The following is a 21,196-nucleotide window of genomic DNA, read 5'->3' on the forward strand; positions in this document are numbered from 1 at the left end:
GAGGTAAACGATTAAAACATCGTTGCAAGTAAAGTGGTACCGCGCTTCGGCGTCTTTACGGGCAACGGTGTTTTTTATACTTTTTTGGAGGTATTAAGAGATGAAAGACCTAAGTAGTAGTCAGATTCGCCAGATGTACCTGGACTTTTTCCAGTCTAAGGGCCACACCATCGAACCCAGTGCATCATTAGTTCCCAAGGACGACCCATCGTTACTGTGGATCAACTCTGGGGTTGCCACGATGAAGAAGTATTTCTCTGGCCAAGTGGTTCCTGAGAATCCACGGTTGACCAGTTCACAGAAGAGTATCCGGACCAACGATATTGAAAACGTTGGGAAGACTGCTCGGCACCACACCTTATTTGAAATGCTCGGGAACTTCTCCGTTGGGGATTACTTCAAGACGGAAGCCATCAACTGGGCGTGGGAATTACTCACGTCGCCAGACTGGTTCGGCTGGGATCCAGACAAACTGTTTATGACGGTTTACCCAAAGGATACTGACGCCAAGGAAGCCTGGGAAGCCGCAGGTGTTGCCCCTGATCACATCATTGCCGTAGAAGATAACTTCTGGGACATTGGTGAAGGGCCTTCTGGTCCCGACTCCGAAATTTTCTACGACCGTGGCGAATCGTTTAACAACCTGGCTGACGACGATCCTGAAAATTACCCTGGTGGCGAAAATGAACGTTACCTCGAAGTCTGGAACATCGTGTTCTCCCAGTTCAACCACGAACCAGATGGCACTTACAAGCCACTGCCACGGAAGAACATTGATACGGGGATGGGTCTCGAACGGGTCGTTTCCATTTTCCAAAATGCCAAGACCAACTTCGAAACCGACCTGTTCCTACCAATCATCGAAAAGACGGCGGAACTCAGTGCCGGCAAGAAATACGGTGCTAACCACGAAGACGACGTGTCCTTCAAGGTGATTGCCGACCATGCGCGGGCCATTACCTTTGCAATCGGTGACGGTGCCTTGCCTGGAAACGAAGGCCGCGGCTACGTTATCCGTCGCTTGATCCGTCGGGCCATTGTTAACGGTCAAAAGCTGGGTATCGAAGGGGCCTTCTTGGACCAATTAGTCCCAGTTGTAGGTAAGATCATGGAATCTTACTACCCAGACGTGCTCAAGCAAAGTGACTACATCGCCAAGGTCGTTCGCTCTGAAGAAGACCGGTTCGGTGAAACGCTGGATGGTGGGTTGAACCTGCTGAACAGTCTGATTGCTGACTTGAAGAAGCAAGGTGGCAGCCAAATCGCCGGTGCCGATGCGTTCAAGCTCTACGATACGTATGGTTTTCCCGTTGAATTGACGGAAGAATACGCCGACGACCAAGGTATCACGGTCGACGAAGACGGCTTCAAGGCAGAAATGCAGAAGCAAAAGGACCGTGCACGTAACGCCCGGGGCAAGCAAAAAGCCATGGGCTTACAACACGACCTGCTGATCAACGTCACGACGCCTAGTCAATACGTGGGTTACACGCAGCTTGAAACCAAGAGCCAATTGACTGAACTGGTCGTCGACGACCAGTTAGCCGATGAAGCAACGACGGGAACGGCCGAAGCCATGTTTGACACGACGCCATTCTATGCCGAAATGGGTGGCCAAGTGGCCGACAAGGGGGATATCTACGACCTTGACGGTAACGTGGTTGCACACGTGGCCGATGTTCAACACGCGCCAAACGGGCAAAACCTGCATACCTTGACCGTTGTCGCACCTTTGAAGAAGGGCACGACCTACGAATTAAAGGTTGATGCGAAGTTCCACAGCAAGGTCGAAAAGAATCATACTGCGACCCACCTGTTGGATAAGGCTTTACGTGAAGTCTTTGGCGAACACACCCAACAAGCCGGTTCCTTAGTTGAAGGTGACTACTTGCGGTTTGACTTCACCCACTTTGGACAAGTTGATCCCGCAGACTTAGCCAAGGCTGAAGCCATCGTCAACGAAAAGATCTTCGCGGAACTGCCTGTGACGACAGTGGAAACGGATATCGAATCCGCTAAGAAGATGGGTGCTATCGCCCTATTTAGCGAAAAATACGGTAAGGTTGTCCGGGTCGTCAGCGCTGGCGACTTTGTCACTGAATTCTGTGGGGGGAACCACGTCAAGAACACCAACGAAATTGGTCTGTTCAAGATTACCTCTGAATCCGGTGTTGGTGCCGGGGTACGACGGATTGAAGCCGTGACCTCAGCCGCAGCCTACAAGTACCTGCAGGGTCGCAGTGAGATCTTAGACGCCGTTGCTGGCGATTTAAAGGTCACTCAGGACGCTGAAGTGGAACAAAAGGTGACGAGCCTACAAGCACAAGTAAAGAGCTTAGAACAGAAGCAAGCAGCCTTAGAAGGCAAATTAGCGAGTCAGGAAGCCAGTGCGGTCTTTGACCAAGTCACTGAAGCGGGTGACTACAAGTTGATCAGTGGGACGGTTCAAGTCTCCAAGATGGATCAACTGCGAGCCTTAGCCGACACGTGGCGTGAAAAGGCGCTCTCCGATGTCTTGGTACTGGGTGCCGAAGTCAACGGTAAGGCGAACCTGATCGTTGCGGTCAGTGCTGACAAGCAAAAGCAAGTCAAGGCTGGTGACCTGATCAAGGCTATTTCACCAAAGATCAACGGTGGTGGTGGCGGTCGGCCAAACTTGGCCCAAGCTGGTGGGAAGAACCCAGCAGGCTTGCCAGATGCCATGACTGCGGCTGTTGAGTGGTTGGAAAAGCAATAGAGTGCGGAACAAGGCGGTTAGACTCTGAGCATTAACGTCAATAAGGATAAAAGCCCGGGTTTGGCTTTTTCCTTATTGGGGTTAAGCGCAGGAGTCTGCCTTGTGGAGCACGTTTCGGCAATGTGAAATTAGAGCGAGCTCTAAGCCAATAGACAGTTCAAAACTGGCTTTTTCCTTAGCGGGGTTAAGCGCAGGGACCTGCCTTGTGGAGCACGTTTCGGCAATGTGAAATTAGAGCGAACTCCAAGCCAATAGAAAATTTAAAACTGGATTTTTCCTTAGCGGGGTTAAGCGCAGGAGTCTGCCTTGTGTAGCACGTTTCGGCTATGTGAAATCAAAGAGCAGGCTTCGAACCAGAATAAGCAAAAATCTGGTTTGGCTCTAAGCTAGGCATAAGCGTAAATGCCTATGCCGTAAGTCACGTGCCAACCACCTAACCGAAACAATTCGGATCACAGCCTCAATTTTACTAAAAGCCATAATTAGAATGGCTATAACGGCTAGTCACGATTCAGTAATACTTGGTAGAATTTAACGTTAGCCTCCACAGGCAAATGACGCTAACTTCACCAGGATAATAGGGCGTCATCGAGGGAGCGGTCCGTTATGGGCGGCTCCCTTGATAACGGCAGTATTACGAATAGATTACATTGGGTGTCGGTCGTTGTAGTTTGCCGAATTATCGAGTAAAATTGAGGCTAAGTGAGGAAGTGCGGGGGTGTTTTATAGTGAGTTCATTAGACAAAACGATGTATTTCGACTTTGGCGCTAACCAGCCAAAGGACGTCCATGATACACTGGTAACGGTTTATCAAGCACTAGAAGAAAAGGGTTATAACCCAATTAATCAGATTGTCGGGTACCTACTATCGGGCGATCCTGCGTACATTCCGCGTATCAATGATGCACGGAACCTGATTCGCAAGCATGAGCGCGACGAGATTATTGAAGAGTTGGTTCGCGTTTACCTCAACCAGAATGGACCGGTGAAGCCTTCATGAAGTTAATGGGGTTAGATGTTGGTTCGCGAACGGTTGGTATTGCCATTAGTGATGCTTTGGGTTGGACGGCTCAGGGTATCGAAATTATTCGAATTGACGAAGAGTCAGAAGTTTTTGGGTTGGATCGGGTGGCCGAGTTGGTCACCGAACACGACGTTGATGGTTTTGTCGTGGGTCTACCCAAGAACATGAACAATTCGTTGGGTCCGCGCGCCGCGGCTTCTAAGCGGTACGGGGAGATGTTGACGGAGCGGTTCCATTTGCCCGTTGACTTCGAAGACGAACGGTTGACAACCGTAGAGGCGGAGCGTATGTTAGTGGAACAGGCTGACACATCACGCCGTAAGCGGAAAAAAGTAATTGATAAATTAGCAGCCGGGTTAATCTTGCAGAACTATTTAGATCGGCAAGGAAAATTAACCCGAGAAAAGTGAGGTTTCCCATGAACGAAGACCAAGAACAAATCACATTAGTTGATGAAAATGGTGACGAAGAGTTATACGATGTCCTGTTTACCTTTGAATCTGACGACTTTGGTAAGTCATACATTTTGATTTACCCAGCCGGCAAGAGCGACGACGAGGAAGTTGATATCCAAGCCTACGCTTTACCAGCTGACGATGATCCAGCTAACCCATCCGGTGGCGACCTGCAATTGATCGAATCCGATGATGAATGGGATATGGTTGAGTCCGTATTAAACACCTTCTTAGCAGACGGGACGATTGATCCCAACGCTGGCAAGCAAGGCTAGTCAAATTGACAAGATGAAAGGGCGGAGGACTTCCGCTCTTTTTTGTTTACCACGAATCCGACGATGGTTACCGGAAAGAATCCGAAGAAGCGGGCCGCAAAGCGTGCAACGGAGTGGCTAGTAATGGTAAAATAAAGTATTGTGCATTGTGAGATTGGGTTCGCCAGCAAACGTTCGACGAACCGATGGATCATGAGCACGCAAAATAGCAGGGGGAATGAGAAATGACGGAACAGACGCACCGCTTCAAAGCCGTCATCGCTGGAAAAACCTACACGATTGTAGGACAGACCTCCGATGAACATATGCGAGCGGTTACTGAAGTCTTGAATCAACAATTTACGCAATTAAAACAGTTATCACCAAATCTATCCAAGGAAGACGCTGCCATTCTGATGGCCTTCAACGCCGTCTCTGACCAGCTGAAGATGGCTTCCACGGCAGACGTTGCGGCGAGCCAAGCAGCAGAGACGCCAGATGCAGCGGCCAGTTCAGCAAGCGCTCCGGAAACGGAGGACTAGTTTGGTTTTAAGTCTAATTATTCTGGTGGTATTGATCTTCGGTTTTCGCCGAGGGTACCGCCGGGGCCTAGTTCTACAGGTGCTCAATACGATTGGGTACATCGTCGTTTGGCTAGCCGCGCGGTTCCTAGCGAAACCACTGGCGACGGGTATCGGCCAATTCATTGGCAACCTGTCGTTGGACAGCTCAGCCAGTGCGGTCACGGCGGCCCAGAGTAGCAGTTTCTTCTTAAATGGGATTGCTTTCTCCGCTATCTTAACGGTGGGATTTTTCATCGTCCACCGGGTGGCGTACGGCCTCAACAAGGTGACCTGGCTGCCAGTGATTCATCAAGTGAATTCACTGGCTGGCGGCCTGATCAACCTGGTCATCCGTTACGTGGTGATCTTTTTAATCTTAAATCTGATGATCCTGTTACCAGTTAAGGGATTCCAAAACAGTTATCAAGCGTCACCAGTTGCCCAGTGGATCGTGAAGCAAACGCCGGTCCTCTCGAAGCAGGTCTACAACTGGTGGCTGACAGAACATTAATTCTGACGACTCGTTAGAGAGGAGCGTCCTATGAATCAAAAAACATTAAAAATTATGGAGTACGACCGCATCAAGCAGGCGCTTCGCGGTTATTTAGTCTCCGCCGCTGGGCAACATGAGCTCAATCAGCTCCAGCCCACGGCCGATGTGAAGCAACTCCAGATTTGGCTCGATGAAACGCGAGATGGCGCGGACATTTATCGCTTGGAGAGTGGGATTCCACTGCCCAAGTTGGATGATATCCGGCCCCATTTACACCGCTTAGCTATGGAAGCCGCCCTGAATGGTCTCGAACTGGCTCAGATCAGTCGGGTCCTCTGGACGACGAGTTCCGTGGTAAAGTTCTTCCGCGATTTGGAAGACAAAGAAATCGATTTACGGCGGTTGAACCGGGTAGTCAAGGAACTCGTGACCTTACCCGATGTGACGCGTCGTTTACGGACCTCGCTGGAAGGCGACGGTCACATTACGGACGAAGCTTCACCAGCATTAAAACAGATCCGGCAACACATCACCCAGACCGAGGCGGCCATCCGTACCACGATGGACCAATACACGCGGGGTAAGGACGCCAAGTACCTGAGCGAAACCATCGTGACGATCCGTGACGACCGCTACGTAATTCCAGTTCGGGCCGAATACAAGCAACGCTTTGGCGGGATCGTGCATGATCAGAGTGCCAGTGGGCAAACGCTGTTCATTGAACCGCAGGCAGTCGTGGGCTTAAACAACCGCTTGCGGCAGAACCAAATGGATGAACGTCACGAAGAACAACGGATTCTGGCTGAGCTGACGGCCTTACTGTCGCCTTATCAGGATGAAATTCTCCGCAATGCCGAGTTACTCGGTCACTTTGACTTCATCAATGCGAAGGCCCGCTACGCCCATCAACTGAAGGCCAGCGAACCAAAGCTGTCACTGGATAATCAGGTGAACTTGCGGCAAGCACGGCACCCGTTGATCGACCAAAAGAAGGTCGTTGCCAATGATATTACGATTGGTCGTGACTACAAGGCAATTATCGTGACGGGGCCAAACACCGGTGGGAAGACCATCACACTGAAGACACTGGCGCTGGTCCAATTGATGGGCCAGTCGGGGTTATTTATTCCGGCTAACGAAAACAGTGTGATTGGTGTCTTCGATGATATCTTTGCCGATATCGGGGATGAACAATCCATCGAGCAGAGTCTGAGTACTTTCTCTGGTCACATGGAAAACATCGTCGCCATTCTCCAACAAGCTGACGAACGTAGCCTGATCGTTGTCGATGAATTAGGTGCCGGGACCGACCCTCAAGAAGGGGCCGCCTTGGCCATTGCCATTCTGGACGAGATTGGGACGCTGGGTAGTTACGTGATGGCCTCGACCCACTACCCTGAGCTGAAGGCTTATGGGTACAATCGGCCAGATACCATCAACGCTAGTATGGAATTTAACGGCGAGACGCTACGGCCGACCTATCACTTGTTGATTGGGATTCCTGGACGGAGTAACGCGCTGGATATCGCCTCTCGTTTGGGCATGCCAGCTCAGGTTATCGATGCCGCTCGCGGCTTGACCGATCAAGATAGTCAAGACCTGAATGCCATGATCAGCGACCTGACTGAGCAGAAACGCCATGCAGATCGGGATGCGGCCGAGTTACAGACACAGTTGGAGGAAGCCAATGCGCTCCATGACCAGCTGCAGAAACAATTCGAGCAGTATCAGCACCAGAAGGACCAACTCATGTTGGATGCCAAACGCGATGCGAACCGCTTGGTCGATGAATCCCGGAAACGGGCCAACCAGATTATCGCGGATATTCGCAAGAAGCAATTGGCGGCCGGTCAGAGTGTGGTCAAGGAAGATGAGCTGATTTCCGCACAAGGGGCCTTGAACGCCCTGCAGCAGGATACCAAGCTGAAGAAAAATCGGGTTCTGCGGCGTGAAAAGGCCAAGCTTGACTTCCACAAGGGCGACAGTGTTCTCGTGAAGTCTTACGGTCAAATCGGGGTCTTGATGCAACAACTGGACGATAATCATTGGGAAGTTCAGCTGGGTATCTTGAAGATGAAGATTGCCAATAACGACCTGGAGAAGGCCAAGGACTCTGCCAAGAGTAAGAAGCAGCCCCGGGCAACGGTTCGCCGGTCCGGGGCATCCGGCATGTCACCAACTTTGGACTTGCGGGGACACCGCTACGAAGAGGCTATGGCCGAAGTGGATCGCTACATTGATTCTGCGCTACTGGCAGGTTACCCATCCGTGACGATTATTCACGGGAAGGGGACCGGGGCCCTACGTAAGGGTGTAACGGACTATCTGAAGCGCAACAACCGCATCAAGAGCTTTGGCTTCTCACCTGCCAATGCCGGGGGCGATGGCTCCACGGTCGTGCGGTTTAAATAGCCTGACAATTAAGTTGCAAGCAATTTAGTTGTGATTTTATCAAAGTCTGGTAGACTGATTATGAAGCAACCTGAAATGCTGCTGGTAGTTAAGTTATGAATTTGATAGGGAGGCAATACAATGGTTACGGAAACAACGGACAAAACCTTTGAACAAGATACTGCTACGGGCGTTACCCTGACTGACTTTTGGGCAACGTGGTGTGGTCCTTGTCGGATGCAATCACCAGTAGTTGAACAATTGGCTGGGGAAATGGACAACGTTACCTTTAACAAGATGGACGTTGACGCCAACCCTAACACGCCACAATCCTTTGGTATCATGAGTATCCCAACATTGCTGGTCAAGAAGGACGGCAAAGTGGTCGATTCCATCGTGGGCTACCACTCCAAGGATCAATTAAAGAAGATTTTAGACCAATACGTCGAAGCTTAAAGACGCCGGTCGAAAAAAACGACTGCCGCGGACAATTCCGTAGCAGTCGTTTTGTATAAACGGGTAAGATATTGAAAAATAAAAAAAGTGAAACCTCAAATGGATTTCACTTATATTTATCGCTTTAAAAAAGGATAGCGTCTAGTCTCCGCTATCATCACTCTCGCCAGCTGGTTTAACCAAGCTGAGCGGCTGTGGCGCATCGTATTCTGGAATCACGTCGTCTGGGTCCGTGTAAACGTCGAAGGTGACGGCTTGGTTCTTTAACTTACGGCCAGTTTCCACCAATTCTGCTTCGGTGATGATGCCCAGTTGTTGGGCCATCATTTCGGCAAGAAAGCCAGCTTCGAGGGTGAAGTCGGTGTCGCCGACGACTTGAAGCCGGAGGCGAACAGGATCACCACTGAGTTGCCAGCGGGTCATGTGTGATGTTTGTTTTTCAAGCGAGAGGGTTCCAAAACCAACTTGCTCAAAAAAGATGGCGGCGTCCTTAGGATTGCCAATCGGGAATTTCCGCGCGAGTGATTTACCGGCCCAGTAACCGATGGCCCCCTTGTCATCGCCGAGCAATTCTGGAATGAGAGCATCACGAAGAATCATCTGGGGAAGATACTGAGCCCCCGCAGCATCATTCATGACGGTCTGGTATAAGTTTTTCAAAATAGTTGGCTCCTTTGTCCGAATTATATTCTGAATTCATTATACCTTAAAAACTAAGTAACATTGAACTCATGATAAATTTAACGATTTTTTTACACCTGTAGATATTTTCACGGCAAGAAACTTGAATCCGCTTCATAAAAAGGCGATAATATAGTTTCAAGTAATTGAGAGGAGCGTTGATTCATGCAAAACAGTCCAATTGGGTTAATGGATTCTGGAGTCGGCGGCTTAACGGTATTAAAAGAAGTTCAACGGCTGTTGCCTACCGAAAAAACAGTCTTTTTAGGGGACCAGGCACGGTTGCCATATGGTCCTCGCGATGCGGCGGAGGTCACGACCTTCACGCGTCAAATTGCCGGGTTCTTACAACGCCAGGCAGATATTAAAATGTTGATTATCGCCTGCAACACGGCGACGGCGGCAGCCCTCACGACCATGCAAAAGGAACTGACCATTCCAGTCGTGGGTGTTATCGCACCCGGCGCCCGCGCGGCAGTGCAGGCGACGCGGAATCATCGGATCGGCGTGATTGCGACTACCGGAACGGTCAAGAGCGACCAATACCAGCAAACGATTTTGGCAAAGGACCCGCATAACACGGTCTTTAGTTTAGCCGTTCAAAATTTTGTGGATCTAGTGGAAGCTAACGATTTAACGTCAGCTCATGCACAGTCCGTGGTCAAGGCCGGACTAGCACCATTACTGGATAAGGATATCGATACCTTAGTCATGGGTTGCACGCATTTCCCACTGCTGCGGACATTGATTCAGGAAGTGGTTGGGCCCGACGTGATCTTGGTTGATCCCGGGACCGCCACGGCTAACATGGCGACATCGTTGTTGGATTACTGGAACTTAGCCAATCCAAGCGGTGTTCAGCATCCGGCGGGCGACTATTTCACCACGGGTGACGTTGACCGATTCAATGAATTAGCCGATAATTGGTTAGTAGAGACGCCTGTTCGGGCACAGCATTTGCCCGTAGCGGAGTTGATCCAAACAACGGAGGTTGAATAACGAATGGAAAACACGATTGTCATTGCCACGAACAACGCCGGTAAGGCCCGCGAATTCCGCGCGATCTTTGAGCCCAAAGGCTTGACAGTGAAGACGCTGGCGGATTTTCCCAATCTCAAGCAGGTTGTGGAGACCGGGACGACTTTTACCGAGAATGCCACGTTAAAGGCAACGGCGGTCGCGCACGAGACGCAACTGCCCGTGTTGGCTGATGACTCAGGGTTGATGGTCGATGCATTGAATGGTGAGCCGGGCATTTACTCGGCTCGTTATGCGGGCGACCACGACGATGCCAAGAACAATGAGAAATTACTGGCGAACTTGGAAGGGGTTCCCGCCGCAAAACGGGGGGCAGCCTTTCACACGTCACTGGTCCTCATCAAGCCCGATGGTAAGAAGTTAGTTGCCACCGGTGAAGTCCGGGGTGAAATCCTAACGGCACCCCGAGGCCACGATGGCTTTGGGTATGATCCGTTATTCTATGTGCCTGAGGAACGGTTGACCTTTGCCGAAATGGGCTTGGCGACTAAGAATCAGCACAGTCACAGGGCCAAGGCTGTGGCGGCGATGTTACCGCAGTTCGACGCCTGGTGGGAGGCTTAACGATGAGTCGATGGTTAGTGATCAGTGATAATCATGGTGACCGGGACATCTTGGTTGCCTTAAAGAAACAGCTACAACCGGATGCCGTATTCCACTGCGGCGATTCGGAAATGACGGCCGATGATCCGTGGTTTCAGGACGCTTACGTGGTCCAGGGCAATATGGATTTTGATACCAATCTGCCGTTGGTCGTCACGTCTGAAGTTGATGGGCGACAAGTCTTACTAACGCATGGGCATCACGATGGCGTGAACTGGGATCTGACCCAGTTGAAGCTACGCGCGGATGCCGCTCAGGCCGAGGCTGTTTTCTACGGGCACACGCACCAGTTGGCTGCCGAAGTGGTTGGTGGTCATCTGTTTGTGAATCCTGGGAGTATCAGTCAACCGCGCGGTGAGTTTCAGTATTTAGGCGGAACGTGTGCGGTTATCACGGTCACGGCGACTCAGTGGATCGTTCAGTACGTGACGCGGGACGGGCAGCCCGTGCCGGATTTGAAATTCACGTTTGCCCGTACGGAGACGCAGAAAGGATGAATTAAGGCATGATTGACCCAGCCGTTGAACAAATGCTGCTTAAAGACCCGAAGAGCTATGTGATCTCTGCGGATGTGGTTGCGAACGTCACGGCAACCAATACTTTAGAACACGCCTTTATGGTGCTATCGAAGGTCGGTTACAGCCGAATCCCCGTGCTGACGCCGGATGATCGCTTACAGGGGATGATTTCGTTGGCAGCTATTTCGGAATATCTCCTGCACGTGCCGGGGGCGGCTGTGGAACAGCTCAGTCGCTATACGGTGGCCGATGCCATGTTGCCGGTCAACCGGTGGGTAAGTGACCCAACCAAACTCGAAACAATTTTAAACTACTTAGTGGATGAGCCGTTTATTCCCCTGGTTGATGACGATAAGGTCTTCCAGGGAATTATCACACGGCGTGAGCTGTTGAAACGGATTAATTTCATGGCGCACAATCTCCACAAATATTATGATGTAACCGCGAAAGAAAAGGTGGCAGACCAGGCCGAGAAGTAATTGGCCGCCTGTAGCTAATAGCGTAAAATAAAACGACCGAATCTTCTAATTTAACAGAAGATTCGGTCGTTTTGCTGCCTAATTGTATGAGAAGCTTGCTGGTATTGAAAAAATAACATTGTTTGATATCGCAACAACGATGCGCGCAAGTTTAAGCTAAAAGACAGTTTAGCCGTAGGAGGCCAGAGACGTAGCCAGCCGTGACAGCGGTGTTAGACCGAGTGGGTTTCTCGGCCTTACAGCGCGGGACGTGTTTGGAGACTCGCATGTTCTAGCGAGGTTTCAAACCGAGCCGGAAGCCCGTTTTGTGGCTGCAGGCGGCCCCACAGCAGGTGGAGTCTCTGGCAGCCGCAGGCGACTTCCCTTGACTTACTTGCTAGCGGGCATCGACGCATGGGTCGGCAATTGAATCCCAGCTTGGCGGATGGCTTTCAGGTAGGCTGTCAGAAAACTGGCCTGAAGCGCAAACTGACTGCCGCTCTTGCAGGTCAAGGCAACTTGAAAGACCAGTTCGTTTGGTGGCAGGGTAACTACGCCGGTGATGGCCGGCTCGCCGATGACGCTAGGGTGTTGTGGCAACAGCTTCTCATTGACTTCTTTGATAATAGCCGGTAATTTTTCTACCGGCGTTGTCGGGGCAATGGGGATGTTGACCAGTGCGTGCATGTTATTTCGTGACCGGTTGGAAACGATGGTAATGTTGCGGTTGGGAATGAAGTTCAACGTTCCATCGGCGCTCGTGACCTGCGTGGTTCGCAGTCCAATCGATGTGACCGTGCCTTCAATCGTGCCAATCTGAACGACATCACCGACATCGAGCTGCTGTTCCATGAGAATGGAGATCCCAGTAACCAGATCGCTCACAAACCCTTGAGCACCCAGGCCTAATGCCAAACTGAAGATTCCGGCACCGGCGATTAATGTGCCGACGGGAACGCCCAGCGTGGACAGTAGGGCATAGATCCAAAAGAAAAGGATCGTGTAGTGAAAGAGATTCATCGTCAGCATGCTGATTGTTTGCAGCCGATTGCTGGGGCCAGATTTGGGCACTAAGTAGCGCTTGAAGCTACGCCGCAGGATGAATTTCCCGACAAGATTGATGACAAAAAATAAAAGTGTTAAAAAAAGTAAAGACAGAAAGCGACTGGTAATGAGGTGCATGAACTTCTCCAAGTCAAAAGAAGTGACATAGTGTTGGAACCACTTGGAAGAAGTGGCCGTGGTCGTTACGAGGTCCGTCAAGAAACGCGTCTCCTTTGAAGCCCGCACTGGACGCTGACTAGTGAGCGTATAGTACAGGGAGTTTATTCTCTAGTTTAGCAGATTTTACAGGTGGCGCCCAGAGTTGGACGAGAAATGGCGGCCGGATTTGGGGTTTTAATTGCACCCGTCCCTTGAGAATGCTATTCTATTGGTAAGTAACTGAGTACAAGGAGGGGTTGTCATGACCGGTGGACAAGTAGCGGGCCTGATCGCAGCGATTGCGTTTTTGATTCTGGTCCTCTTCATTGGCATGTTCTTAGTCAAGATGAATAAAACGTTAGGTGAGGTAAATAAGTCGGTGAAAACGATGACGTCGGATCTCGATGTTATCAGTCACCAGGCTGAAAATATCATGGCTAACGCGAATGAATTACTGGAAGACGTTAACCAGAAAGTTGCCACCATCGATCCAGTCTTCCAGGCCGCAGCGGATCTGGGTGAAAGTGTTTCTGATTTGAACACGGCGACCCGGAACCTGACCGACCGCGTGTCGGATACGGCTAAACAGACGGCCAAGACGTCACTAGCTGCCAAGGTTGGCAAGACGGCGTTTGACCTCTACAGAAATCACAAAAATAAGGAATAATCACGGAAAGGGAGTCATTAGTATGGCAAAACACAAGTTATTAGCAGGATTATTAGTCGGTGGGGCAGCCTACGCAGCCTATCACGCCTTAGACTTAGAACAACGCGAAGCCTTAAAGGACGCCGCACGTGACCGCTACAATGCTTTCAAAGACCGCGCCGTGGATTACGCCTTCTATGCCGCAGACGCAGCAGATGATTTCAAAGAAGCTTTGAACGATAAGTTTGAAGCCAAAGACGATGCCCCAGCCTGGAAGACGGTGCCGGACGATGTTGCCGACGAACCAGCCGATGACATTGTTTTGAGTAGTGATGAAGTCGCTGACTTACCAGACGAGAAGCCTGCTAGCGATGAAGACGCCAGTGATACTGTTGCTGACGATGAAGCGAACAGCGACAACGCCGAATAATTTTTAAACTAAATAGCGGACGCGTTGACCACTGCCGATTAGGGTAGGGTCAACGCGTCCGTTTTGTTTTGTCTAGATAAAGTCGTTGTCTTGCTGCATTTTGAATAATTCAGATTGCATCTTGACCACCAGTTTCTTGGATTCCGGGGCATTGAGCCGCTGCGGACGACTCACTGCAATCAGGGGCAGCACTGGCGGCTTTTCCATCAAATGAAGAATCCGCAGAGGTTGCCCGTGTTTGATAAAGAAACGGGCCATGGATTCTGGAATCAACGCCCAATTGCGGTCGTTGACCAGGTACTGGGGGACGGCGAGGCTGGTGTCGAGCCGCACAAATGGGGGAATCTTGTCCTCCCAGCACAGCATGTGCCACTTACGATAGCTGTCACTGTAGGGAATCATCAATTCATCGTAGCGCGAGAGCATGGTCGTCCCGACAAAGTCTGGATAGTTACTGGTTGGCTTGGTCACGAGCACCAGTCGTTCCTGCCCAATTTTTCGCGTCTCAATCTTGTGACGGGTGGATTCAATAAAGGAAAAGCCAATGTCTACAAGATCGTTATCAATCAGGTTGTATATATTCAAGTCGTCAGTTGTTTGGATGTTGAGCCGTAGTAAAGTATCGTCCTGCAAAGCCTGTGGCGCGATTTCGGAAAGGATAGCCGTGTTGATATCCAGTGAGGTCGCTACCGTCAAAACGTGGTAGTCACCCATCTCCTTGAGACTATCAACTTGGTCGCTGAGCTGAATCCATTGGCGGGCAATTGGTACAAGGCGTGTACCATAGGGTGTCAAAGAGATTGTATTATTCCCTTTGACCCGGTTGATCAGCTTGACCCCCAAGAGGCTCTCCATGCGATGTAACCGGTTACTTACGGCGGCTTGCGTAATATACAGAGAATCTGCAGCCTGAGAGATCTGCCGGTATTCAACAATTTTTAAAAAGGTCTGCAAAAGCTCAGAATTCATGAGTCTATCTCCAATTTTATTCTAAAATACTAAAATGATTATTATGGTTGCGATGTCTATTATGGTGGCTCAAAGTGATAGACGATAGATAACAAGGTCGTGCTAAAAGAAGAGTTTAGATGCATTGTCGAACAATGTTGGCTGTTAAAACTAGTTTAGCCGCAGGAGGCCAGGGATGGAGCCAGCCATGATTGTGGTGTTAGAACGGGCGATTGAATTTTCCCGTTCTTACAGCACCGGACACTTTGGATACGCATGATTTTTTGCGGATTCAAAGCGAGGTGAAAGACCGCTTTCCAGACTTTCACCGGTCCCCGCAGCAGGTGGAATCCCTGGCAACCGAAGGCGACAGGTTTTGACAGCACCACCAACACTATTTAATAGCTGTAGTCTGATTATAGCTCACGAGTTTTATACTGTCATTGGTTTCCTTCACAATAGACACACTGCCATTCAATGGGAAGTTCCCCAAAATATCAATCCCCTGGTGATCGGCTAGCGTCCGAATGAATGTCCCGTGGGTAATTAACAGGACAGTGGCCTTGTCCGGGCATGCTTCGTGAAGCACGTCAAAGCCGTGTCGCCAGCGGGCAATCACCTGATCGTAAGTCTCCGCTTGATGAGCAGGGTCCGCATCGTGCATGAGCTGACGTGTTTTGGGAAAACCGAAGTGACTGATCAGTTCTTCTTGACCAGCGTAGCCTGTGGCCTGCGAGACTTCCTGCCAGGCGGCTGGAGCATTGAGACCTTCATAATAACCGAAGAAGACCTCGCGGAAGGTTGCATTGGGCGTAATAATCTTGGGCTGATGGGTCAGCTGCGAGAGAATCAAGTCGCGCGTGTCGATAGCGCGGTTGAGATCCGACGAGCAAACATAATCAAATGGAATGTTTGCCAACTGTTTTCCCGTAGTCAGGGCTTGTTGCCGGCCCTTAGCTGTGAGGTCAGAATCCACCCAGCCCTGCATCCGATCAAAAGAGTTCAGTAAGGTTTCGCCATGGCGGACAACGTAAATTGTGATTTCAGTCATGCTATTTTACCCCCATTATGGTTTGATTCCATTCTATTCGAAAAAAAGATTATATTCAAGGTTGTAATGGAACCGATTTCATTTATAATAGAGACAGATGTTTTTACCGGACAGGTAAGAATGATTATCTTGTGTAGCCATTATATATTTTATTTTAGGGAGGCATTTATCATGCATGTGACGTTATCTATCTGGCAAGCGTTACTGATTGCACTTTGGGTCGCTTTGGTTGAATCACGAATTTTAGGTTTTTCAACCCTGACAATGCGGTTTAGTCCGCTGATGACAGGGATGATGGTTGGGTTCATCATGGGAGACATCAAACAAGCTATGATTGTAACCGCTGCCATTCAGTTAGTCTACATGGGGTTTGTTGCGCCAGGGGGAGCCTTACCCGCTGAACCATGTATTGCCACGGCCATTGCGGTGCCAGTTGCACTGCTCGGCCACATGAGTCCTCAAGGGGCCATCGCGATTGCGGTGCCAGTTGGGTTACTCGGAAGTTACCTCTATCAATTCAGATTCTTCCTCAACACCTTCGCGTTGAAGCCAATGGACAAGTACGCCAAGGAAGGGAATGCCCGGGGCTTAGGATTTGCCATCATGGGGATTCCAACCTTGATTTCCTTCGCACTGTTCATTCCGCTGATGTTCATCGCCCTTTACTTCGGAGCACCCGTTATCTCTGGCTTAGTTGCTAACATCGAACACGGGACGTTGATTCACGTCTTGAACAGTGTCGGCGGTGGGTTGGCTGCCTTAGGGATCGCCGTAATCATGCAAGTTATTGGGAAGAAACAACTCTTACCATTCTTCTTCCTGGCTTACTTCATGAGTGTGGCCTTTGCCAAGTTGGACATCAGCATGACGATCTACGCCATCTTCGGTGCCATCTTTGCCATCCTCTACGTGACGTTTACTTCAAAGAAATCGACGAATTAAGGAGGTAGAAATCAATGAGTGAAGAAGTAGCTGCAAACAACGCTGACGTTGCTGAAAACGAAGATGTTCAAGCTGAAGAACATCGGATTCCGCAACCTGATAAAATTACGAATAAAGATTTAATGAAATCCTGGTTCCGTTGGTGGTGGGCTAACGAAGTCCCACATACCTTTGACCGGATGTTGGCACCAGCCTTCTGTTTCGGGTTGATTCCAAACTTAAAAAAGTTATACAAGGACAAAACCGAATTGGCAAAAGCCTTTCAACGGCATCTGTTATTCTTCAACACCCAGGCCACTTGGGGTGGGGGAACGTTAACCGGTGTGACACTCTCACTGGAAGAAGCACGGGCCAAGGCCTTAGCTAACGGTGAGGAACCAATCTCTGAAGACATGATCAACAACACCAAGGTTGGGCTGATGGGTCCACTGGCTGGTATTGGGGACTCCATTGACTCCGGGACTGTGCAATACATCTTCATCGCCATCTTCTTGCCTTTCGCTCAGAAAGGGAACTTCATGGGGGCCTTGCTACCATTCCTCTGTTTCGCCATCGCAACCTTTACTTATGGTTATTACTTTACTAAGATGGGTTACTCACTGGGGCGGGCTGCCGCTAAGGAAATCATGACTGGTGGCCGAATGGCCGGTATCATTGATGGATTAGGGGTTCTCGGGCTCTACATGATGGGGATCTTAGCTGGGCAATACATTAAGATCCAAAGTTACCTGAAGTTTAGTATCAGTAAAAAGGTCTTTGACGTTCAGGATATCTTGAACACGATCCTCCCAGGGATCCTGCCACTGTTCGCCGTACTGATGCTGTACTGGTACTTCCAGAAGAAGGGTCTCAAGATCACGCGTGGTCTGGTTTACTTGACCATTGCGTTAGTCGTATTGAGTATCTTCTACGTCATCTAATAGGAGGAATTAGCGATTATGAAACGTGCATTCTTAGTGATTACCCACGGTGATATGGGTGTTGAAACCGTCAAGAGTATGGAATTATTAATGGGACCACAGGAAAATGTGAAAGCATTGGGCCTACATCCCGGCGAATCGGTTGATGATTTGCGGACAAAAGTTTATGATATTTTACAAGCCAACGAAGCCGATTATGACGAAACTGTTCTGTTAGTCGACTTATTAGGTGGGAGTCCATCTAACGTGTCCCTGTCAACTCTGGCCAAGTATCACGACATGAAGATCGTGACGGGCCTGAGTTTACCGCTCCTCGTCAACATTCTGAACTTCTCAGAAGCTGAGGATAATACTGAAAAGTTGATCACGGATTCTATCGGTGTTGCCACCGAAGGGATGAAATTGATCGACAAGAATTTCTTACACCAATCATAGAAAATTACGGACGTTAAAATTGGAGGATAACTATTATGGGACAAATTAATTTAGCACGGGTCGATGATCGTTTGATTCACGGCCAAGTTATGACGAAGTGGACCAAGGGTTTTGGGACAAATTCCGTTTACGTGGTGGACAACGCTACGGCTGCTGACGATTTCATGAAAGACATCTACGTTAGCACCAACTCTACCGGTGGCCTGAGTATCAAGGTTTACAGTGCCACTGAAGTTGCTGAAGAATGGAAGAAGAACCAATTCGGCGATGACAAGGTCGTTGTGGTCTTCAAGTATATCAAGGAAGTTAAGGAAGCCATGGACGCTGGTCTGGAATTAAAGGAACTCAACGTCGGTGGGGTTTCCAAGAAGGCCAACACCAAGTTTGTTATCCCAACGGTTGCCATTGGTGATGACGAAAAGGCACTCTTGAAGGACTTCCACGACAATGGTTTGGAAATCTACTTCCAAACTGTGCCAGACTCCAAGCGAGTAGAATACGACTCAGCTATCAAGTAACAGTTGGCGGCGGGTTAGTTCACAAATGATTTGAGGAATTGATGATGAAAGAAGCGTACGAAGTTTATCCCAGTCGATTACGAGTTTATATGACGACGATTGTCTTCATTCTGTTTGGCCTGGCCATCTGTGGGGTGGTCTTCACCTCGACTTGGCTAATTATGAAGATTGTGGCGGTGGCCTTTGGCTTGCTGTTCTTCTATGCAGCCTTTGATACTGCGGTGAAGGGTCATGCGAAACGTCCCGACTATATTTTCGACGATCAGGGCATTACGGATAATACGCAGGAACCAGCGGTCGTGGTGCCGTGGGCGGATATCTTGAAGATTGAAATGACCCCGAACAATGCCGTCATGCAGATCGGTATCTTAGCTCGGAAGACGGTGGTCAGTCAGGACGAGAAGAACGTGGTCCTCACGCGGAATCTCGTTAGTAATGGGAACATGGCCTTCTATTCCATCATGATCGACGGGTTTAAGTTCCGGCAGAAGCAATTCCTTAATATCTTTGAGGAGCTACAACGTCAAGGAGTGAAACACAACCCCAGCATTCTGGTCAATAAGGTGCTGGAGAAGAAGCGCTGATGACGGACTGAATTACTCGAGGAGAAATGACGTATGTCGACGAAAATTACAGGAATCGCGGCCAGCGATGGGATTGGCATCGCTAAGGCCTACACGTTAGTTGACCCAGATTTAAGTTTCGAAAAAACGACGGTTACCGATCCCCAAGCTGAAATCGATCGGTTGGCCGCAGCTCGGAAGATTACCGTGACCGAGCTGGAAGAGATCAAAGCTAAAGCGCTCGAAAACCTTGGCCCTAAAGAAGCAGAGGTCTTCGATGCCCACCTGGCAATGGTCAATGATCCTGACTTTATCAAACAGGTAGAGGACGAAATCACCCAGAAGTCCTGCAACGCCGAGACGGCGCAACAGGACGTGGCTGACCAGTTCTCGGCTATGCTTGAGGCCATGACTGATAACGCTTACATGCAGGAACGGGCAGCCGATGTCCGCGACGTGACGAAGCGGGTCCTCAGCCATTTGTTGAACCGGCCGTTGCCTAATTTGGCACTGGTTAAGTCGCCGGTCGTCGTGGTCTCCCATGACCTGACGCCTTCCGATACGGCCCAATTGGACCGGCAGTTCGTGAAGGGAATCCTGGTGGACCTAGGTGGCCGGACGAGTCACTCGGCCATCATGTCCCGGACGTTGGAGATTCCAGCGGTTGTCGGAACGGAGAACGCTACGACGAGTATTCAAGATGGACAAACGGTCATCTTGGATGGATTGCATGGGGTAGCTCTGGCTGAACCTGACGAAACCGAGTTGGCAGACTACCAGCAACAGGCTAGTGATTTTGCCGAACAAAAGGCGTTGTGGGAGAAGCTGAAGGACGAACCGACCGTTTCTAAGGACGGGCAATCCTTCATGTTGGCTGCTAACATTGGGACGCCGGCAGATTTGCCAGCCGTTCTGAAGTCTGGTGCCGAGGGAATTGGACTGTTCCGTTCCGAATTTCTTTACATGGACAGCGATCAGTTGCCTTCCGAAGATACCCAGTTTGCTGCCTACAAGGCGGCCGTCGAACAAATGGACGGCAAGCCAGTGGTCATCCGGACGATGGATATCGGGGGCGACAAGGATCTGCCATACATGCAATTGCCAAAGGAAATGAATCCGTTCTTGGGCTACCGGGCAATCCGGATTTCCCTGAAGCGGCAGGACATTTTCCGGACACAACTGCGGGCACTGATTCGGGCCTCGGCGTTTGGTGACTTGGGAATCATGTTCCCAATGATTGCCACGCTGGAAGAGTTGCGGCAGGCCAAGACCATCTTCAACGAAGAAAAGACGAAGTTGGTTGAGGCTGGTGTCAAGGTGGGCGAGACCATCAAGTTAGGTATGATGATTGAAATTCCTAACGCTGCGATCTTTGCCGATCACTTTGCTAAGGAAGTTGACTTCTTTAGTATTGGGACCAACGACCTGATCCAGTATACCTTCGCGGCTGACCGGGGGAACGAACGGGTTTTCTACCTCTACCAGCCGTACCACCCAAGCCTCTTGGGACTGATCAACCACGTCATCAAGGCCGCTCACCGTCACGGAACGAGCGTGGCGATGTGTGGTGAAATGGCCGGTGACCAGACGGCGGTACCGCTGCTGATGGGGATGGGCCTCGATGAATTCTCCATGAGTGCCACGTCGGTTCTGAAGACTCGGAACTTGATGAAACAACTGGATGCCTCGACCCTGAGTGATCTTGCGGAAGCAGCTATTAACGACTGTGAAACGAGTGATCAGGTTAAGGCGTTGGTTGAGAAGTTGAAAACGAGTCAAGGGTAATTTAATGGTTCTATGTCAACTGTTGTTGGTAATTCTATTTATAAAGTTGTCTAATCCATTGAGATTAGGCAATTTTTTTGAGT

At 49.9% G+C, this 21,196-nt stretch carries 24 protein-coding genes; 20 read left to right on the top strand and 4 right to left on the bottom strand.

What is annotated here, in order from left to right:
* Positions 1-100 precede the first annotated feature (100 nt).
* From alaS to trxA, 8 genes are all read left to right on the top strand, one after another.
* Complete coding sequence (alaS, locus tag EKM73_RS06620) at positions 101-2,737, top strand: alanine--tRNA ligase (RefSeq protein WP_125701185.1); 2,637 nt, start codon at positions 101-103, stop codon at positions 2,735-2,737.
* A 728-nt stretch (positions 2,738-3,465) separates the two neighbouring features.
* Positions 3,466-3,738, top strand: coding sequence for an IreB family regulatory phosphoprotein (locus EKM73_RS06625; RefSeq protein ID WP_020088343.1), 273 nt, complete (start codon positions 3,466-3,468; stop codon positions 3,736-3,738).
* On the top strand, positions 3,735-4,172 hold the full coding sequence (gene ruvX / locus EKM73_RS06630) for a Holliday junction resolvase RuvX (RefSeq protein ID WP_125701186.1): 438 nt from the start codon (positions 3,735-3,737) through the stop codon (positions 4,170-4,172). The genes EKM73_RS06625 and ruvX overlap by 4 nt, the downstream gene beginning before the upstream one ends.
* Before the next feature lie 8 nt (positions 4,173-4,180).
* The gene (locus EKM73_RS06635) at positions 4,181-4,492 is read left to right on the top strand and encodes a DUF1292 domain-containing protein (protein ID WP_125701187.1); all 312 of its coding nucleotides are present in this window, start codon (positions 4,181-4,183) and stop codon (positions 4,490-4,492) included.
* A 224-nt stretch (positions 4,493-4,716) separates the two neighbouring features.
* Positions 4,717-5,013 carry a cell division protein ZapA gene (locus tag EKM73_RS06640; RefSeq protein WP_125701188.1) on the top strand — a complete coding sequence of 99 codons (297 nt, stop codon included), beginning with the start codon at positions 4,717-4,719 and terminating at the stop codon, positions 5,011-5,013.
* A 1-nt stretch (position 5,014) separates the two neighbouring features.
* Complete coding sequence (locus tag EKM73_RS06645; protein ID WP_125701189.1) at positions 5,015-5,545, top strand: CvpA family protein; 531 nt, start codon at positions 5,015-5,017, stop codon at positions 5,543-5,545.
* A 30-nt stretch (positions 5,546-5,575) separates the two neighbouring features.
* Entirely contained in the window at positions 5,576-7,939 is a 2,364-nt protein-coding gene (locus EKM73_RS06650) for an endonuclease MutS2 (RefSeq protein WP_125701190.1), read from the top strand.
* A 120-nt stretch (positions 7,940-8,059) separates the two neighbouring features.
* On the top strand, positions 8,060-8,374 hold the full coding sequence (gene trxA / locus EKM73_RS06655) for a thioredoxin (protein WP_020088337.1): 315 nt from the start codon (positions 8,060-8,062) through the stop codon (positions 8,372-8,374).
* A 141-nt stretch (positions 8,375-8,515) separates the two neighbouring features.
* Here trxA and EKM73_RS06660 read toward each other — a convergent pair whose 3' ends face one another.
* Positions 8,516-9,034: a YslB family protein gene (locus tag EKM73_RS06660; protein ID WP_125701191.1), complete on the bottom strand. Its 519-nt coding sequence runs from the start codon at positions 9,032-9,034 to the stop codon at positions 8,516-8,518.
* Positions 9,035-9,220: 186 nt separating this feature from the next.
* Here EKM73_RS06660 and murI point away from each other — a divergent pair, with 186 nt between their 5' ends.
* Genes murI through cbpB form a run of 4 tightly spaced genes read left to right on the top strand, consistent with a single transcriptional unit; the run spans position 9,221 to position 11,693 of the window.
* Positions 9,221-10,054, top strand: coding sequence for a glutamate racemase (gene murI / locus EKM73_RS06665; protein ID WP_125701192.1), 834 nt, complete (start codon positions 9,221-9,223; stop codon positions 10,052-10,054).
* Between the two features lie 3 nt (positions 10,055-10,057).
* Positions 10,058-10,657: an XTP/dITP diphosphatase gene (locus tag EKM73_RS06670; protein ID WP_125701193.1), complete on the top strand. Its 600-nt coding sequence runs from the start codon at positions 10,058-10,060 to the stop codon at positions 10,655-10,657.
* A 2-nt stretch (positions 10,658-10,659) separates the two neighbouring features.
* Positions 10,660-11,193, top strand: a complete 534-nt coding sequence (locus EKM73_RS06675; protein WP_125701194.1) for a metallophosphoesterase — start codon at positions 10,660-10,662, stop codon at positions 11,191-11,193.
* An 8-nt stretch (positions 11,194-11,201) separates the two neighbouring features.
* Positions 11,202-11,693 (top strand): cyclic-di-AMP-binding protein CbpB, encoded by a 492-nt coding sequence (gene cbpB / locus EKM73_RS06680; RefSeq protein ID WP_125701195.1) that lies wholly within the window; start codon positions 11,202-11,204, stop codon positions 11,691-11,693.
* 369 nt (positions 11,694-12,062) lie between these two features.
* Here cbpB and EKM73_RS06685 read toward each other — a convergent pair whose 3' ends face one another.
* Positions 12,063-12,935, bottom strand: coding sequence for a mechanosensitive ion channel family protein (locus tag EKM73_RS06685; RefSeq protein WP_125701196.1), 873 nt, complete (start codon positions 12,933-12,935; stop codon positions 12,063-12,065).
* 202 nt (positions 12,936-13,137) lie between these two features.
* On the opposite strand from EKM73_RS06685, the gene EKM73_RS06690 reads away from it, so the two are divergent.
* Together EKM73_RS06690 and EKM73_RS06695 are read left to right on the top strand one after the other, a co-directional pair.
* A complete protein-coding gene (locus EKM73_RS06690) occupies positions 13,138-13,542 on the top strand; it encodes a DUF948 domain-containing protein (RefSeq protein WP_125701197.1) in 405 nt (134 codons plus the stop codon).
* 22 nt (positions 13,543-13,564) lie between these two features.
* Positions 13,565-13,951: a hypothetical protein gene (locus EKM73_RS06695; protein WP_125701198.1), complete on the top strand. Its 387-nt coding sequence runs from the start codon at positions 13,565-13,567 to the stop codon at positions 13,949-13,951.
* 72 nt (positions 13,952-14,023) lie between these two features.
* Here the strand turns inward: EKM73_RS06695 and EKM73_RS06700 are convergent, their stop codons facing one another.
* Together EKM73_RS06700 and EKM73_RS06705 are read right to left on the bottom strand one after the other, a co-directional pair.
* The gene (locus EKM73_RS06700; protein WP_125701199.1) at positions 14,024-14,920 is read right to left on the bottom strand and encodes a LysR family transcriptional regulator; all 897 of its coding nucleotides are present in this window, start codon (positions 14,918-14,920) and stop codon (positions 14,024-14,026) included.
* A 373-nt stretch (positions 14,921-15,293) separates the two neighbouring features.
* Positions 15,294-15,950, bottom strand: coding sequence for a histidine phosphatase family protein (locus EKM73_RS06705; RefSeq protein ID WP_125701200.1), 657 nt, complete (start codon positions 15,948-15,950; stop codon positions 15,294-15,296).
* 171 nt (positions 15,951-16,121) lie between these two features.
* Between EKM73_RS06705 and EKM73_RS06710 the strand changes: the two genes are divergently transcribed.
* Genes EKM73_RS06710 through ptsP form a run of 6 tightly spaced genes read left to right on the top strand, consistent with a single transcriptional unit; the run spans position 16,122 to position 21,113 of the window.
* Positions 16,122-16,892: a PTS mannose/fructose/sorbose/N-acetylgalactosamine transporter subunit IIC gene (locus EKM73_RS06710; RefSeq protein WP_020088326.1), complete on the top strand. Its 771-nt coding sequence runs from the start codon at positions 16,122-16,124 to the stop codon at positions 16,890-16,892.
* Between the two features lie 14 nt (positions 16,893-16,906).
* Positions 16,907-17,812 (top strand): PTS system mannose/fructose/sorbose family transporter subunit IID, encoded by a 906-nt coding sequence (locus EKM73_RS06715; protein ID WP_125701201.1) that lies wholly within the window; start codon positions 16,907-16,909, stop codon positions 17,810-17,812.
* Between the two features lie 18 nt (positions 17,813-17,830).
* Positions 17,831-18,247, top strand: coding sequence for a PTS sugar transporter subunit IIA (locus EKM73_RS06720; protein WP_020088324.1), 417 nt, complete (start codon positions 17,831-17,833; stop codon positions 18,245-18,247).
* 35 nt (positions 18,248-18,282) lie between these two features.
* Complete coding sequence (locus EKM73_RS06725; RefSeq protein WP_125701202.1) at positions 18,283-18,765, top strand: PTS system mannose/fructose/N-acetylgalactosamine-transporter subunit IIB; 483 nt, start codon at positions 18,283-18,285, stop codon at positions 18,763-18,765.
* Between the two features lie 41 nt (positions 18,766-18,806).
* Entirely contained in the window at positions 18,807-19,349 is a 543-nt protein-coding gene (locus EKM73_RS06730) for a hypothetical protein (protein WP_225421326.1), read from the top strand.
* Between the two features lie 33 nt (positions 19,350-19,382).
* Positions 19,383-21,113, top strand: coding sequence for a phosphoenolpyruvate--protein phosphotransferase (ptsP, locus tag EKM73_RS06735; RefSeq protein ID WP_125701203.1), 1,731 nt, complete (start codon positions 19,383-19,385; stop codon positions 21,111-21,113).
* Positions 21,114-21,196 lie beyond the last annotated feature (83 nt).

It is taken from the genome of Levilactobacillus fuyuanensis, from assembly GCF_003946395.1.
Classification (GTDB): domain Bacteria; phylum Bacillota; class Bacilli; order Lactobacillales; family Lactobacillaceae; genus Levilactobacillus; species Levilactobacillus fuyuanensis.